The sequence below is a fragment of the Mesorhizobium comanense genome (genome assembly GCF_005503535.1).
Lineage (GTDB): Bacteria > Pseudomonadota > Alphaproteobacteria > Rhizobiales > Rhizobiaceae > Mesorhizobium > Mesorhizobium comanense.
On the sequence record NZ_SCNN01000006.1, the window covers coordinates 132,566 to 148,436 of the forward strand.

Genomic DNA, 15,871 nt, shown 5'->3' on the forward strand with positions numbered 1-15,871 from the left:
GTCTCTGCCAAGCAGCCTATTGCTGGATCAGATTGTTGAACTTCTCCGTCGCCTCGACCAGATTGTCGCGCCAGAATTCGGCATCCTGCAGTACCTGCTTCTTGACGTTTTCGGGCGCCGAGTTGATGTCCTTGATCCGCTCCGGCGGGATCTTGCCGGTCTCGAAAGCCTTCTCGTTCACCGGCCCGTTGTCGACATAGAGCGGCAGATTGGCCTGCAATTGCGGGCTGACGAACATGGCCAGCGCCTTCATCGCCGCTTCCTTGTTCTTGGCGCCCTTGGGAATGACCATGCAGTCGGCGGTCAGCACACCCTGGTCGAAGGAGAAGCTGACTGGCGCGCCTTCCTTCTTCAACGTGCCGGCGCGGCCGTTCCAGATGCTGGCCATGTCGACCTCGCCATCCTTGACCAGCTGCATGGCCTGCGCGCCTGACGTCCACCAAGCATCGACATGGCCGCGGATCTTGTCGACGGATTTCAGCGCCCCGTCGATGTCGACGGGATAGACCTTGTCGATCGGCAGGCCCGAGGCCAGTGCCGCCACGCTCAGCGTTTCCGTCGACTGGCTGCTGCTCAGCGCGCGCCGGCCCGGGAATTTTTCCACGTTCCAGAAATCGGCCCAGGTCTTCGGCCCTTTGTCGCCGAACACATCGGTCCGGTAGATGAGCACGACGGAGGTGTAGGAGATGCCGACCCAGTCGTCATGGACGAGCTTCGGGTTGATGCCGCTCTTGTCGATCACACCGTAATCGAGCTTCTCGAACAGCCCTTCCTTGGAGCCGCGCGCGCATTCGTCGGCGCCGAGCTCCGTGATGTCCCACTTCACCGCATTGCCCGTCACTTGCAGACGCACATCGTCGAGGCCGTTGGTGGTGTCCTGCTTGATGGTGATGCCGAGCGCGGCGGCGGCCGGGTCGAAGAAGGCCTTGGTCTGAGCCTCCTGGTAGGTGCCGCCCCACGAGGCGACGGTAATCGTATCGGCGGCGATGGCGGGCACCGCGACCGTGGCCATGAGGCCGGCGATCGTGACGATGCTAACGTTTCTGATCCTGTTCATTTTCGGCTCTCCAACCGGTGTTCCCATTATTTTTAATTTGGCATGCTATTTTGTATACAATTTTGAGTGTAGCTTGGCGATCGGCGATGTCAACACCGTTCGACGCGGCCTGGAGCCTTCGACCAAGGGCGGGGGGAGGACGCGACGCCGGGGCGTGGCAAATCGCGCCGACTTTGAATACAGCTATGCGTCGGAGCACATCGAATTCCGGCACAAAGACCGGAGGACTGGAAACAGAACTTGGCCAGGAAAACCAAAGATACGCTGCGGGACTCGGTCTATTCCGCACTCAAGGCAATGATCGTGACCGGCCAGATTCCGCCGGGCTCGCGCGTTACCGAGAGCGACATCGCCGCGAAACTCAATGTCAGCCGCACGCCGGTGCGCGAAGCCTTCAACCGCCTCGAACGCGACGGCCTTGTCACCGGCCGGCCGCGCCAGGGCTATGTCGTCACCGAATTCGACATCAACATGTTTCGCGAGGCCTTCGACATCCGCGAACTGCTCGATGGCCATGCGACCGAACTGGCGGCGACCACGGCGACTGAGAAGGACAAGGCGAGGCTGCGCGCCATGCTGGCGGAGTGCGAGCGGTTGGCTGCCATTCCGGACCGCACCACAAAGGAAAAATTCCAGGAACTCGAAGTTGGCATCGACCTGCACCGTGTCATCGCCGAAATCAGCGGCAATGTCATGCTGCACGGCATGCTGTGTGGCATCCTCGACAAGTGCCAGCACTATGTCTGGACCGAACTCTTGTGGCTCGACGAATGGAAGATGGCCCGCGACGAGCATGCCGAGATCGTCGAGGCGATCTGCGCCGGCGACGCCGCCCGGGCGGGCGCCCTGGCCCGCGTCCACGTGCGGGGATCACGCGAAAACGTGCTGCGCCTGCTGCAGGCGAAATCGGATTATCAGAGCTTTTTCGCCAAGGCGTCCTGAGGATCGGACCCCTGCGTCAGGCTTCTCTGACCGGCGGCTTGGAAAGAGAACGCCGGTGCTGCTGCGGTCTGGCCAGGCTCAAAACGTCTTGACCAGGCTGGCCCTGAAGGTGCGGCCTGGGGCGGCGACGCCGATCGAGGACAGGGCGCCGATGTAATAACGGTCGAACAGGTTCTCGACGCTGACATTGGCCTTGAGGTCGTTGCCGAAATCGTAGCTGCCGAAGAGGTCGACAATTTGGTAGCGCGGCCATGTCTGCGGCGCCGCGATGCCCCCGGTGACGATCTTTCCGCCCGAGCGTTCGGAGGCGAATTGCAGCCTCGCCCCTACGGTCAAGGCATCGTCAAAGGCACGGAAGCCGGCCGTGATGCTTCCGGCGTAGGTCGGAGGCACGTAGCTGCCGCCGTAGTCAAGGCCCGACGCATAGGGTGTGCAGGTGTTGCTTGTCGGGCAATACTCGATGGTCGTGTAATTGGTGATGTTGCCGTCGACGAAATAGGTGCCGCTGTCGTAGCTCGCGGAAAGCTCGACGCCGCGATAGTGGGCGGCTGCGATGTTATCCCATTTGTAGCGGTTTATGATGTTATCGGCAGGCCCGCGCACGATGTAGTTGTCATAGTCGTTGCTGAACAGCGCGGCCTTGAAGCGCAGCGAGTCGCCCGGCAGGAAAACGCTGTCCTTCAGGACGTTGACGCCGAATTCGGTATTCTTGGCCAGTTCCGGCTGCAGATCGGGGTTGATGCCGAGCAGCCAGCCGTAGTTCCAATGGGATTCCCGCAGCGACGGCGGGCGATAGCCTTCGGTGTAGAGCCCGTATAATTGCACGCCATCGGCGGGTTCGAGCGTGATGCCGATATTGGGGCTGACGCGTTGGCCGCTGTGTTCGGGGTAGGCCGCCAGATAGTCCTTGCCCTTTGAATCGTAATGATCGTAGCGGGCGCCGGCACTCAGGCTCACCCAATCGAGCGGTTTGAGTGTCGCCTTGGTGTAGACGCTTTCCATCGTGCGCACGCCGATTGGCGCCGGCGATGTGTACAGGGTGCCGCTCACCAGGGTGGAAGACTTTGCGTTCTCGTTGACGATTTCGAGGCCATTTTCCCAGGTGAGCGCACCCAGCGGCGTGTCGAACCGGGAGGTGTTGGAGACATCGCCGCCGGCCGAGAGATCTCCATATCCGCCAAACCCGTTGGCCTTGATCGTACCGCTGTCGGCGTTGAGATCGGTCAGCCAGGCATTTGCCTTGAAGTCGACCAGCGGGTTGTCCTGCGGCCGATAGCGATATTTGGCGGTGTATGTGTCGACCTTGGTTTGCGAGAGGTCGTGCTGGACTTGCCCTGCCGGAACCCACGGCTGGAAGTTCAGTTCGTTGATCTCGCCATAGGTGGAATCGTAGCGGTTGAAGCCCAGTTCGAGCGACTGGTCGTCGCCGAAGCGCAATGTCAGTTTCGCCAGGATCGAGCTTGTGTCCTGGGACGTGTTGAAGACTTCCGAACCCGGGCGGGGGGCTGCGGTGGCTTGGGTTGGCATCGTGCTGAAAACAACGCCATAGGGCACCTTGGTGCCGGCAAAGTAATTGCCGTTCTGCCGCTTCGAATAGGCGGCGATGAAATCGATGTTTTCCTGCGTCGTCGCCGCCACGATGCTGCCTGACCACGCATCGCCGTTGAGGAATGCCGGCCTGTCATCGCTGGCTGCCGTGCCGATTGCCGGCGGGCTGATCGTGTTGCTGCCGATATCGGTCTTCAGGCGCAGGCCATAATCATGGCCCTCCTTGACGATATCCTTTGCTTCCAGCGTCCTGAAACTGATCGTTCCGCCGATGCCGCCGACACCGGCGCCGGAACTTGGCCCCTTCGAGATGTCGACGCCGCCCAGCATGTCGGGATCGACATAGACCTCATCGCGATTGCCTATGTAGCCGCGATAGCTCGATGTTCCCTGCCGCGCTCCATCCACCGTGGTGGTGACGCGGCCCATGCCCTGCAGGCCGCGGATGTTGGGATTGATCGATGTCCCGACATGATTGCCCGCCGAGATGACACCAGGCGTTCCGACGAACACGTCGCCGGCCGTGGTCGGCGGCAGCCGGTTCAACTGCTCGGCCGAGATGTGGCTGGACGATCCCGGCGTCTCATAGGGTTTGTCCTGGGGATTGCCGCCACCTCCTGCCGTGACATTGATCGGACCAAGCACCCCCGGTCCGTCGGCGGCTGCCGTGCCGGATGCGGAGGGCCTTGAGCCGTCGCCGATCGTGACGCTGTTGGTTCCCGTGAAACGATAGCTCAGACCGGTTCCGGCAAGGATCCTGGCAAGCGCGGCGTTCGAGCCCAGTTGCCCCCGGACGCCCGATGTGCGCAGCCCACGCGTGACCGAGCTGTCGTAGAGGACCTGGACACCGCTGGCGACGCCGAAGCGGGTCAGCGCGCTATCGAGCGTTCCCGCCGGGATCGAATAGGTTATGGCTGATTGCGCCAGCGCGGCGCCCCACGTGGTGCAAAAAACGAGCGATGCCGATAGCAGCGCCCCCCGACGATATCCGGCCGCGCGCGATCCGAATGCAAACTGCCCCATTCCAGGTCCCCAAGCAAAGTCGCCGCAAGGATCACCGCGCGGCCTCTATTGATGGAGACGATCCGGACTGCCGGACCCGCAAATTTTTCCGTCGATTTTTGACGCGCTACCGCAGCAGCACGATGCCGCCGGCCAGATTGATCGGGCGGACCTGCAGCGTGTCTTCGAGTTGCGCCAGAACCTCGTCCGGCCTCTCCAGATGGAAAACGCCCGAAACCCGACGGGACCGCAGCGCGCTCGCGGCGATCACGACCTTGCCCTTGCGATGGCGGTTGAGGTCCGCCACGACCTCGGCGAGCGGCCTGTCCCTGAAGATCAGCAGGCCTTGGCGCCAGGCGGCTGCTTCCTCGGCATCCATCAGCGTCTTCTCGCCGAGCCCGGAAGACGAATAGCGGATCGCTTCGCCATCGCCGAGCTCGGCATTGGCCAGGCATTGGACCTTGATGCGGCCCCGCAGGCAGTCAACGGCAATGTCGTCGACGCCATGCTTGACGGAAAACGAGGTCCCGAGCGCAGTGGTGTTGCCTTCGCCCGCGCTCACGACGAACGGCCTTGTCTCGTCGCGGACCACGTCGAAGACGGCGGCACCGGACGTCAGCCACAGGCGCCTTGTGCCTGGCGAGTAATCGAGGGAAAGCGTCGTGCCGCCATCGAGGGTAATCGTCGATCCGTCGGGCAATTGGACGGTGCGCTGCTCGCCGATGCCGGTTGCGTAGTCGGAAAGCAGCGCATCGATCGGCGGCAGGAAACCCAACGCCGACAGGCCAAGCGCGACGCCGGCCGCACTCGCGGCCATGCCGCCGGCCGCCAGCAATGAGCGCCGCGAGACGACAGCGCGCGATCGCCGCCTGTCGGCGCCAAGGGCCGGGCCGAGACTTTTCCAGACACGGCCCGCCTGCTGGAACGCGCTTTCATGTTGCGGGCTTCGGGCGCGCCATTTCATCAGCGCGTCGGCATCTTCCGCCGTTGCCTCGCCGGATGTGATGCGGACGATCAAGGCCGTCGCCTCTCGTTTGAGAGCTTCGAAATCCTCGTCCAACATGGCTCCTCTCATAAGCACGGCGCTGCGCGGCGGATCGCGCGCGCCACCTCTATAGCCATCAACGATTGAAAATTGAAAATCGGAAAATTTCAGGCCCGGTTCAATGTCTCGAGCCGGCTCGAGCAGTAGTCGATGGCCTTGCGGATCTCCATTTCGACGGTGCGGACCGACACGCCGAACTCCCTGGCGATGTCGACGTGGCGGCGCTGCTCGAGCCGCGCCGCCACCAGCATCCTGCGCTGCCGCTCCGGAAGTTCGTCGATGACCCGTCTCAGGCAGCGGACCTGGTCGCGGTCCTCGACCTCCCTGTCCGGACCGGGCCGCTGGTCGGGAACCGAGATCAGGTCGTCGATTTCGCGCTGGGTGAGCCGATGCTTCTGTCCCCGGCTGTGATCGACGGCGAGCGTTCGCGCGACACGCATCAGGTAGGGCACTGGCGCGGCAAGTGCGGCGGCGCCATTGCGGGCCAGCTTGATCCAGGCTTCCTGCGCCAGATCCTCGGCGTCGTGATGCGACCGCGTCCTGCCGGCGAGATAGCGTTTCAGCCTGGACTGATGTCTGGAAAACGCCGCCACGAGCTCATCGTCGTAATCTGCCATCCTCGTCCTCGCGGCCTGCCTGTCATGGGCGATCTGCACGCCGCGGCAGCCGGTCGGCCGCTGATATAAAATAGTTGATAAAAAAAGTCATCTTTATATTCCGCCAATCGGCGTTAGGCGACGGGCCGAAATCCGGTCTCACCCGCCCTGCTACGTAAGTGGTCGCTAATGGACTTCGCGGCAGATTCAGGCAAAGTGGTATTCGGGGTGCTGTTTAGGGGCGGGAATGGGTGACGGTTTCGGATACATTGCCTTTGGCAATGACGAGTTGTATGCGCGCGGCGCACTCTTCAGCGCGTTGCGGCTCCTGCATTTCTGTCCGGGCGCCGCGATCACGGTCCTCACCGACAGACCCGGCCTTTTCGAGGGCTATCCGATCCGCACGATGGAACTGACGCCCGGCCGGATGACCGAAATGTCGTTTGGCGGCCGCTACCGGTTCGGCATCAAGGCCGCCGGCATCATCGATCTGCTGGAGCGTTGCGATCGCCTGTTCTTCATGGACACGGACATGTATCCGGTTGGCGATATCTCGCGCTGTTTTTCACGGATTTCTCCGTCGCATTCCATCATGAGAAAGGCCGAGGGAACGCCGAAGCGGCCCTATCGCGCCATCGAGCACAAGGGGTTCCTGCTTGGCAGCCAGAAACTCAACGGCTACGAGCCGATGTGGAACAGCGGCGTGCTCGGCGTCCACAACGCCAACATTCCGGCGCTGAGGAAAGCCTATGGCGCCATCGAGCAGATGATCGGCATCGTGAAGGCACACACGGCCGAGCAGTTCTGCATCGGCGTGGCGCTTTCACAGGACGGGCGCACGGTCGGCGGCCACTGGCTGCCCATCCGCAACTACAACACCAGGGGAAGGAAGCTTTTCGCCCGCAGGCGCCTCGACGCCTTCTTCGCGGCCAATGGCCAGTTCGGCATAAGCCGGCAGGTCGAGGCGGCCGCGGCCTACCGGCTCTGGCGGGCGCCCATCGATCTGTGGAAGCAGCGCGATATCTGGCATTTCTGAGCACGCCGGAAAACCTGCGAGCTCGATAAGCTTTGCGCCGCCTGCACGCGTTCGCCGCTCGGGCGAGCGCGCGCCGCCTGTTGCAGCGAGGCAACAAGAATGGGTGCATTTGGCCATTCCAGCTCCGGAATCCGCCGGCCCCCGTCATATGACGACTGGTCATCGCGTCTCCCATCCCGGCATCTTCGCCAAGGCGGACCGAATCGAAAGAAGGTTGGTGGGCATGGTTGGAATCAGGCTTGCGGCGGCGACGGCGGCGATTCTGCTGGCCCTGGCGGGGGCCGCCACCGCGCAGGCGGTGTGCGGCGTCAGCGCAACCGGCGGCGACCCCAACAACGGCGCTGGCTCGACGGCGACGGGTGGGAACTCGTTTGCCTGCGGCATAGAGGCCGCAGCCATTGGTGGTGGACTTTCGATCGGCACCATGGCGGGAACCGGCCAGGATCCGCTCAACGTAAACAACGTTGCGGTTGGCCCGGGAGTCGGCCAGAACGTGAAAGGCAGCTACAACGCCGCCTTTGGCATAAGTGCGGGCGGTAGCGTGACAGGCACCGGAAACACCGCCAGTGGCTACGGGGCCGGCCAGACAGTGGTCGGGAGCGGAAACACCGCCAACGGCCGCTCGGCCGGTCACGGCGTCGAAGGCCACGAGAACACCGCGATCGGCGATGGAGCCGGCGTGAACGTGACCGGTGACGAGAATATCGCCAGCGGTTACATCGCCGGCACCGACGTAAAGGGCGACAAAAACACCGCCGCCGGCCGCGCCTCGGGCGCCCATGTCAACGGCGACGGCAACGCCGCCTATGGCGCCGAGGCGGGCAAGTATGTGACGGGCGACAACAACGTAGCGTTCGGCCGGAGTGCCGGCAGCGGCACGGCTTTCATTCCATTGAAAATGAGCGATTCGATTTCGATCGGCGCCAACAGCAAAGCCGGGTTCGACAACTCCGTCGCCATCGGCGCCGGCGTCACCACCTCGCGGGCCGGCCAGGTTGCAATTGGCGACGCGGACGCCACTTACACTCTGGCCGGCGTCAACAGCGCCGCCAGCAAGGCCGCGCAGAGCGGCACGGCCTATCTGCTCACCAGCGACAGCACCGGCAACCTCGCCACGTCGAGCCTGGACATCGGCCAGATCGCGAACACGGTCACCACCGTCGCCAGCCACACCACCCAGATCAACTCGCTGAACACCACAGTCGGCCAGCACACCGCGCAGATCGCCGGGCTGGATAGCCGTGTCGGTGCGCTAGAAGCCGGGTTCGGCGGGTTGAGCGGAGAATTGTCCGAAGCCCGCACGGAGGCCCGCCAGGGCATCGCCGCGGCCATCGCCATGACGACGGCGCCGATGCCTTCGGCGGCCGGCCGCACCAGTTGGGCCGCCAATGTCGGCTACTTCAAGGGCGAAACGGCGTTCGGCGCCTCGCTGGCGCACCGGATGGATCTTTTCGACGAACCCTTCGCCCTGACCGCCGGCTATGCCTATGGCGGCGGCGACAGCCACGCCGCCCGCATCGGTCTGGCGGGCGAGTTTTGACCGCGCAAGCCGTCGAGACCGCCTGGCGCGGGCTGGCCGGCCGGCTGCCCCTTTGCCGCCCGGTGCGGCCGGCAATCGAGGGTCATGCTCAAGCCCATGGTGACGATCGGGCCCATGGCGATGACCGGGCGGGGGGCAAGCGCATGAGGGCGCCGGGGGCGGGCAGCCTGATGCGCAGGCGGCATGCATTGCCGGCGATGCTTCTGGCTGTGCTGTCGGCAGTGGCGGTTGCCGAACCGGTCCTTGCCCAGTCGCAGGAGCAGCCGACGAAGAAGACGCAGAGGACCACAAAGCCGGCCGCGCCCAAGCCCGCCAATATCGACCGAAACGGCGTGCTGATCCTCGTGCGGACGTCGCTTCTGGCGCTGGACCAGGCCAACAAGACCGGCAACTACAGCGTGCTGCGCGATCTCGGCGCGCCGAGCTTCCAGGCCAACACCGCGGCGAAGCTCGCCGAGATCTTCGCCTCGCAGCGCCAGCAGGCGCTCGACCTTGGCGGCGTCGCCGTGCTGGAGCCGCAGCTGACGCTTTTGCCGCAGATCGAGCCGAGCGGAATGTTGCATATGGCGGGCTTCTTTCCCTCGGTGCCGATGCAGGTCAATTTCGAACTGCTCTTCGCGCCGCATGAGCGGCAGTGGAAGCTGTTCGGCCTCTCCGTCAATCTGAGCAACGGCGCCCCCCAGGCGCCCGCGACGGAACCCGCGCCCGCCACTCCGGCCACCGAACCGCCGCCCGAGGCGCCGACGCCGAGCGTCAATCCCAAGAAGATCCCGAATGGCGGGGGATGAAGCGGGTGACAGGTTGGATTCTTTTATGTCCGGCAGTTCGTGCAGGCTCCGCCTGACCGGCAGGCTTCAGCCCTTGTGCTCCTGAAGGCTGTTGCCGCCGTCGACCACCAGCAGGCTGCCGTTGACATAGCTGGCGCCCTGCGAGGCCAGGAACACCACCGCGGCCGCCACTTCATCGGGCCGCCCGGCCCGCCCCGGCGGCGTGTGCAGGGCCGCTGTCCGCTCCATCTCGCTCGATGCGCCGGTCTCGATCCAGCCGGGCGCCACCGCGTTGACGGTGATGCCGCTCCTGGCCACTTCGAGCGCCAGCGCGCGCGTCAGGCCGACCATGCCGGCCTTGGCGGCGGAATAGGCCGATGTGCCTTCGAAAGACACCAGCGGCCCGGTAACCGACGCCACATTGACGATGCGCCCGTAGCCAGCGTCGACCATCGCCGGCAGGAACGCATGCGTGACCAAAAACGCGGTCTTCAGGCTGACCTCGATGCCTCGATCCCACTCGGCCTCGGTCATGGCGACAAACGCCTTGTCGACCGAAGGCGCCGCCAGCGAGCCCATGCCGGCATTGTTGACCAGGATGTCGACGGCGCCCGCGTCGGCCCGCAGCCGCGCGACCTCAGAGCTCACGCTGAGATCGGCGACCGCGGCCCTGGCGTCGATGCCGTCGGCACGAAGCTCCCCGGCACGGTCCAGCACCCGCGCGCTGGCACCGGTGAGGAACACGGCATGGCCGGCTTGGCCAAGCTGCCGGGCAATGGCGAAGCCGATGCCGTCGGCCGCTCCGGCGCCGGTGACCAGGGCACGCTTGTTGCTGGGAAGGGTCATGGTCTACTCCATAGGCTGCGCCCGCCGCACGCAACCGCACAGTGTCGGCCGCGGGCGCGGCACAATACAAGTCATCGGGAGATTTGGCGCGCGGTGTTGCATGACGAGCGCAAGCGCTTGCGCCATGCCCTTCCCTGCGAGCTTCCGCTGCTCATCCTGCCGCACCGTTCAGGAACAGCTTCCAGGCCTGGTTGAAATAGCGCTCCTCCTCGGCGGCATCGGAAAAGCGGCTCTCTCCCAACATGGCCGAGATCAACGGCTTGATGGATGTCGCATAAAGAAGCTGTTCGGCGACGAAGGCGGGCGGTCCTTCCCTGAGGGCATCCTCGGCCTGGGCCTGCCTCACCAGGGCAGTTAGCCGGATCATGATCGGATCTTCGATGGCTGGCGCCGGCTTTACGCCTCCGAAGGCCACGGCCTCACCCAGGGCAACGCGGTTGAGGGCGATCATTTGCGGCCTCAGATTGATCGACAACAAGGCGCGGGCAAAACGCTTGAGGCGGTTCGCGGCGCTTGCGTTGACCGCCATCCTTGCATCGAGATCTGAGAGGATCTGGTCCTGCAACCCTTCCATCAGCGCCGTGAACAGTGCCGATTTCGAGGGGTAGCGGCGATAGATGGTGTCCTTGCCTGCCCCACAGGCCGAGGCGACCTGTTCCATCGTGGTCGCCGCGAAACCCTGCGACGCGAACAGCCCGGCCGCGGTGTCGAGAATCCGGCGGTTGAGCGCCTCCAGGGCCTCCCGGGATGGACGGCCGCCCTTGGATTTCCCAGCCTGTGACGATTGCCCGGCCATGGCGGCGGGTCTGCGAGGCGATCCGGCCACACCGGCTTTGTTCATCTCGGATTGGTCGGACGCCATGTTCCTGCCTGTTTGGGTCGGTGTGGCCAGCGGAAGTTCATTCAGCCTACTTTAGCTTCAGCCAAAAACCAAACGCAACCGTTCCGTTCCCGGAATGCAACAGCAATAAACATGAGTGCGATAGTCATAAAATTAAACTGGACGGCAGTGTCCCGTTATTGCTATCTGCCAGCCCGACAGAGACGGGCTAAAAAGGGCGAGACAGGAAATGGCTGGTGTGTGCAGGGCGGTGCTTTTCGGAACGGCCTTTCTTGTTGTCGGCCTGAATCCGGCGGTCGCCCAGGAGCCGGCACAGCTGGAAAAGATCGTCGTGGAGGGAGAGGCCGGATCGTCGTCGGCCACGGGCGATCGGATTCTTCAGAAAAAGACTGTAACCGCGACGAAGACCGCCACGCCGGTGACCGAGACGCCGCAGTCGATCACCACGATTACCCGCAAGCAGATCGATGAGCAGAACCCGCAGACCGTCAGCCAGGCCCTGCGCTACACGGCCGGCGTATTGTCGGATCGCGATTCCAACGCGCGCTACGATTCGATTTTCCTGCGCGGCTTCGGCGCCTTCGGCACCGCCACCAGCTACGTCAACTATCTCGACGGGCTGAAGCTGCCGCGTGGCCAGGCCTTCGCCCAGCCCTCGATCGATCCGTATCTCCTGGACCGCATCGACGTGCTCAAGGGGCCGTCGGCGCTTCTCTATGGCCAGGTGAGCCCCGGCGGCCTCGTCAACCAGGTCAGCCGGATGCCATCGGCGCAATCGTCCAACGAAGTTCGCGTCGAGGGCGGCAGCCATGGCCGTGTGCAAACCGGGCTGGCCTCGACCGGCGCCCTGACCGAGGACGGCAGCCTTCAATACGGCATCAGCGCCATCGGGCGGCTGTCGGGAACCCGCTACGAGGATGTCGACGAAAAGCGCTTCGGCATTGCGCCGGCCATCACCTGGCAGCCGGACGCCGACACCACCTTGACGGTGTCGGGCTACTACCAGAACGATCCGGAAGGGGGTTATTTCAACTCGCTCTATCCGGACTTTCTCGCACCCGCCAATTACCGGCCGTACCTCGACAGCAAGCTCAACATCGGCGATCCCTCCTTCGATTCCTTCGAACGCAAGCAATACGGCGTCGGCTACCGCTTCGAGCATCGCTTCGACGATGACGTGACCATCCGCTCCAGCTTGCGCTATTCGCATGTCGCGACGGATTTCCAGTCCCTGCAGATGGCGGGGCCGCTGGACCAGAACGGGCTCATCCCGCGCCAGGCTTTGCGCTCGATCGAGGATGTCGGCGGCGTTTCCCTCGACAATCAGGCGGAGTTCCATGTCGACACCGGACCGGTCCGGCACACCGTGCTTGCCGGCATCGATCACCAGAACAGCAGCAGCGACTGGGAATACCGCTACGGAGCCGCGCCGCCGCTCGATGTGGTCAATCCCGTGTATGGCCAGCCCATCGGCCCGCTGACGACGATCATCAACAGCGGCCAGAAGCTCAGCCAGACCGGCGCCTATCTGCAGGACCAGATGAGCCTTGGCGGCTTCAGGGCCCTGCTCGGCGTGCGCCATGACTGGACGAAGCAGGATACCGACAACCGCCTTGCCAACATGTCGACCGACCAGTCTAGCGAGGCCACCAGCTACCGGGCAGGCCTGCTCTACCTCTTCGACAACGGTCTTGCCCCTTATGTGAGCTATTCGACATCGTTCGAGCCGACCGCCGGCGTCAATTCTTCCGGCGCCCCCTTCGTGCCGAGCAAGGCGCGCCAGTACGAGGTCGGGCTGAAGTATCAGCCGCCGGGGATCGACGCCCTGTTCACGGCGTCCGCCTTCGATATCCGCCAGCAGAACGCCCTGGTGCCCGATACGATCGGCTTCAACGTCCAGGCGGGCGAAATCCACTCGCGCGGCCTCGAATTCGAGGGCAGGGGCTCCGTGACCGACAATATCGAGCTGGTCGCGGCCCTCACCCTGCTCGACACCCGGGTGACCCACACCGTCGTCCCGGCCAATCTGGACAAGCGACCCCAGGCGGTGCCGGACTATTTCGGCTCGCTGTGGGTGAACTACACCTTCCACGGCGGCGTCGCCGAGGGCCTGGCGGTTGGCGGCGGCGTCCGCTTCGTCGGCTCCAGCTACGCCGACAATGCAAACACCGTGAAGGCGGACGGCTACACGCTCGTCGACGTCGCCATGCGCTATGATTTTGGCGCGAAAAATCCGGCCCTCAAGGGACTGGAGGGGACGCTGAACGTCACCAACCTGTTCAACAAACAGTATTATTCGAGCTGCAGTTCGAACATCTATTGCCAGTATGGCAATGGCCGCGAAGTCCTGGCGGGTCTGCGGTTCAAATGGTAGCCGGCGTGATTCTTGAGCGGCGCTGCTTTTGCGGTGCGCTTGCCCTGGCCGGACTGACCGCCGCCCTGCCCGCGTGGTCCGCGCCGGCGCCGGTCGTCGCCGACATGGCCGGCCGCACGATCCGGCTGCTGGCGGCGCCGAAGCGCATCGTTCTTCTGGAAGCCCGCGACATCGTCGCGATGTCGCTGCTGCATCCCGACCCTGCCTCGCTTGTCGTGGGTTGGGCAGCAGCCGACCGCATCGACAGCGGCCTCTTGCAACAGCAGTTTGAGCACAAGGGCCATATCGCCGTCGTCGGCAAGCAAACCCCCGACACCTTGTCGTTCGAGGGGCTGGTCAGCCTCTCGCCCGATCTGGTGGTGGCCAATCTCTACATGGCGCCACAGGGCGGCAAGGATCTCCTGGTCGAGCGGCTGGAAGCCGCCGGCGTCCCCGTCATCTTCAGCGATCTGTCCAGCAACGCTTCCGGTAGCCAAACGCCGGCCAAAGGCGTCGTTGGCGATTTTCGCGACCAGATGCGCATGTGGGGCGAAGTGCTGGATGCCAGGGACAGAGCGGCCGCGTACATCGCGTTCTTCGACACGCATCTGCAGCGGGTCGCGTCATGCGTGGCGGGCGCCGCCCCGGTCACCACCTATCTGGAAGTCCAATCCACGGTTGACGATTGTTGCTGGGCCGCGGGCACCAGGGTCTGGGGAGAACTGCTCGAACTGGCCGGCGGCAGAACGCTGCCCGATGTGACCGCGCCCTGGTACCAGAAGCTTCAGCTGGAATATCTCGTGGCGACGCCGCCGGATGTCTACATCGCTTCCGGCGGCGGATGGTCGGCGGGCGGGCGTCCGTCGATCGGTCCGGGGTTCACTGCCGCGCAAGGCATGGAGGGTTTGAAGCGCTTGATCGAACGGACCGGGTTCAGCCAGATGCCCAGCGTCCGCAACGGGCGCGTTCACGGCATATGGAGCGGCCTGATCGCCGTCCCGCCGCTCAACATCCTGTTCGTCGAACTCGTGTCGAAATGGTTGCATCCGGAGCGCTGCCAGGACATCGACCCGGCAGCGACGCTCGCGGAGATCAACGAGCACTTCCTGCGTGTACCGATCCCGGGCCCGCTCTGGGCGTCGTTGCGGGAGTAATCATGCCACCCCGTCAGATCAGGCGATATGCGGCAAGTGCAGCGGTCGCTTTCCCGGGGGTCGATGCGTTTCTCGACCCCATCCTGGCGTCGATCGCGACGCATGACATGACCATTATGCGCTCGGGCGGCCGTTTCGAGATCGGATCGCCATACGGCACCGCCCGTCTCGAGGCGCGATCCCGTCAGCTCCTCCTGTCGGTGGAGACCGACAGCCCGGACGCGCTCAACCGGCTGAAGCATGCGCTCGTCGGACCGATCTCCTTCATCGCCGCCAGCGAGAAGCTGGAGTTCGCATGGACGGGAGACGAGACCGGCCTCACCCCGCTGGAGGATCTGCGCGTCTTGCGTGTCAGGGACACGACCCACCTTACGCCTTGCATACGCCGGATCGTCTTCGAGGGAGAGGATCTTTCCCGTTTCGACCGGGACGACCAGCTTCATTGCCGGCTAATCTTCCAGCCGAAGGGGGAGGCATCCCCACAATGGCCCGCGCTCAATGAGCGTGGCCACATACACTGGCCGGGGCAACGCAAACTCGCCACCCGGGTCTACACCATTCGAGCCATCGATCCCGCCAAGGGCGAGATCACCATAGACTTTGCCTTGCATGGCCGTGCCGGCCCCGCGACGCGATGGGCTGTCGATGCGTCTCCCGGCGACCTCGCCGGCATCGTCGGTCCCGCCGCCGACGGCCCCAGGCCGGCGCGGTTCTACGTGCTTGCGGGCGACGAGACGGGGTTGCCGGGCATTGCCCGCATCCTCGAAAAGCTCGACGGTGGCGTTCACGGCTTTGCCTTTATCGAGATCGATGGACCGGGAGAGAAACTGCCGCTCGTCCGCCCGACTGGTATCGAAGTCCGTTGGCTTGACCGCAACGGCGCCGAGCCTGGAACGACGACGCTTCTCATCGACGCGGTCCGCTCTGTCGTCTGGCCTTCCGATCTCAGCCACTCGTTCTTCTGGGGCGGCTGCGAGCACGCGGCATTTCGCCAGATCCATCGGCATCTTCGAACCGAAATCCGCCTGCCGCGCGAGCGCCAGGTCTTCTATTCGCACTGGCATCGCTCGCTCAGCGAGGAACAGATCGTCGCTGCCGGCGCCGAGGCGTATTTGCCGGATTGACGTGCGGTCCGATGGTCGGC

At 64.3% G+C, this 15,871-nt stretch carries 13 protein-coding genes; 7 read left to right on the top strand and 6 right to left on the bottom strand.

From position 1 onward, the window contains the following. Positions 1 to 16: 16 nt before the first annotated feature. A complete protein-coding gene (locus tag FFS37_RS12960) occupies positions 17 to 1,057 on the bottom strand; it encodes an ABC transporter substrate-binding protein (protein WP_137931352.1) in 1,041 nt (346 codons plus the stop codon). Positions 1,058 to 1,297: 240 nt separating this feature from the next. Between FFS37_RS12960 and FFS37_RS12965 the strand changes: the two genes are divergently transcribed. After that, positions 1,298 to 1,999 carry a GntR family transcriptional regulator gene (locus tag FFS37_RS12965; RefSeq protein WP_171026264.1) on the top strand — a complete coding sequence of 234 codons (702 nt, stop codon included), beginning with the start codon at positions 1,298 to 1,300 and terminating at the stop codon, positions 1,997 to 1,999. Between the two features lie 78 nt (positions 2,000 to 2,077). Here FFS37_RS12965 and FFS37_RS12970 read toward each other — a convergent pair whose 3' ends face one another. The 3 genes from FFS37_RS12970 to FFS37_RS12980 form a co-directional block, all read right to left on the bottom strand. Next, entirely contained in the window at positions 2,078 to 4,570 is a 2,493-nt protein-coding gene (locus FFS37_RS12970; RefSeq protein WP_137931354.1) for a TonB-dependent receptor, read from the bottom strand. Between the two features lie 106 nt (positions 4,571 to 4,676). Continuing rightward, positions 4,677 to 5,612 carry a FecR family protein gene (locus tag FFS37_RS12975; RefSeq protein WP_137931355.1) on the bottom strand — a complete coding sequence of 312 codons (936 nt, stop codon included), beginning with the start codon at positions 5,610 to 5,612 and terminating at the stop codon, positions 4,677 to 4,679. 89 nt (positions 5,613 to 5,701) lie between these two features. After that, positions 5,702 to 6,211 carry an RNA polymerase sigma factor gene (locus FFS37_RS12980; RefSeq protein WP_137931356.1) on the bottom strand — a complete coding sequence of 170 codons (510 nt, stop codon included), beginning with the start codon at positions 6,209 to 6,211 and terminating at the stop codon, positions 5,702 to 5,704. 226 nt (positions 6,212 to 6,437) lie between these two features. Here FFS37_RS12980 and FFS37_RS12985 point away from each other — a divergent pair, with 226 nt between their 5' ends. The 3 genes from FFS37_RS12985 (at position 6,438) to FFS37_RS12995 (ending at position 9,554) form a co-directional block, all read left to right on the top strand. Beyond that, on the top strand, positions 6,438 to 7,226 hold the full coding sequence (locus FFS37_RS12985; RefSeq protein WP_137931357.1) for a hypothetical protein: 789 nt from the start codon (positions 6,438 to 6,440) through the stop codon (positions 7,224 to 7,226). 223 nt (positions 7,227 to 7,449) lie between these two features. Beyond that, entirely contained in the window at positions 7,450 to 8,766 is a 1,317-nt protein-coding gene (locus FFS37_RS12990; RefSeq protein ID WP_171026265.1) for a hypothetical protein, read from the top strand. Further along, positions 8,763 to 9,554: a hypothetical protein gene (locus FFS37_RS12995; protein WP_408631435.1), complete on the top strand. Its 792-nt coding sequence runs from the start codon at positions 8,763 to 8,765 to the stop codon at positions 9,552 to 9,554. Before FFS37_RS12990 ends, FFS37_RS12995 begins: the two co-directional genes overlap by 4 nt. A gap of 66 nt (positions 9,555 to 9,620) precedes the next feature. Here FFS37_RS12995 and FFS37_RS13000 read toward each other — a convergent pair whose 3' ends face one another. Beyond that, on the bottom strand, positions 9,621 to 10,379 hold the full coding sequence (locus FFS37_RS13000; protein WP_137931359.1) for an SDR family oxidoreductase: 759 nt from the start codon (positions 10,377 to 10,379) through the stop codon (positions 9,621 to 9,623). A 151-nt stretch (positions 10,380 to 10,530) separates the two neighbouring features. Continuing rightward, complete coding sequence (locus FFS37_RS13005; RefSeq protein WP_137931360.1) at positions 10,531 to 11,175, bottom strand: TetR/AcrR family transcriptional regulator; 645 nt, start codon at positions 11,173 to 11,175, stop codon at positions 10,531 to 10,533. Between the two features lie 274 nt (positions 11,176 to 11,449). Here FFS37_RS13005 and FFS37_RS13010 point away from each other — a divergent pair, with 274 nt between their 5' ends. Genes FFS37_RS13010 through FFS37_RS13020 form a run of 3 tightly spaced genes read left to right on the top strand, consistent with a single transcriptional unit; the run spans position 11,450 to position 15,851 of the window. Continuing rightward, on the top strand, positions 11,450 to 13,594 hold the full coding sequence (locus FFS37_RS13010) for a TonB-dependent siderophore receptor (RefSeq protein ID WP_137931361.1): 2,145 nt from the start codon (positions 11,450 to 11,452) through the stop codon (positions 13,592 to 13,594). After that, complete coding sequence (locus tag FFS37_RS13015) at positions 13,588 to 14,727, top strand: ABC transporter substrate-binding protein (RefSeq protein WP_137931362.1); 1,140 nt, start codon at positions 13,588 to 13,590, stop codon at positions 14,725 to 14,727. Before FFS37_RS13010 ends, FFS37_RS13015 begins: the two co-directional genes overlap by 7 nt. 2 nt (positions 14,728 to 14,729) lie before the next feature. After that, positions 14,730 to 15,851 (top strand): siderophore-interacting protein, encoded by a 1,122-nt coding sequence (locus tag FFS37_RS13020; RefSeq protein WP_137931363.1) that lies wholly within the window; start codon positions 14,730 to 14,732, stop codon positions 15,849 to 15,851. Positions 15,852 to 15,871 lie beyond the last annotated feature (20 nt).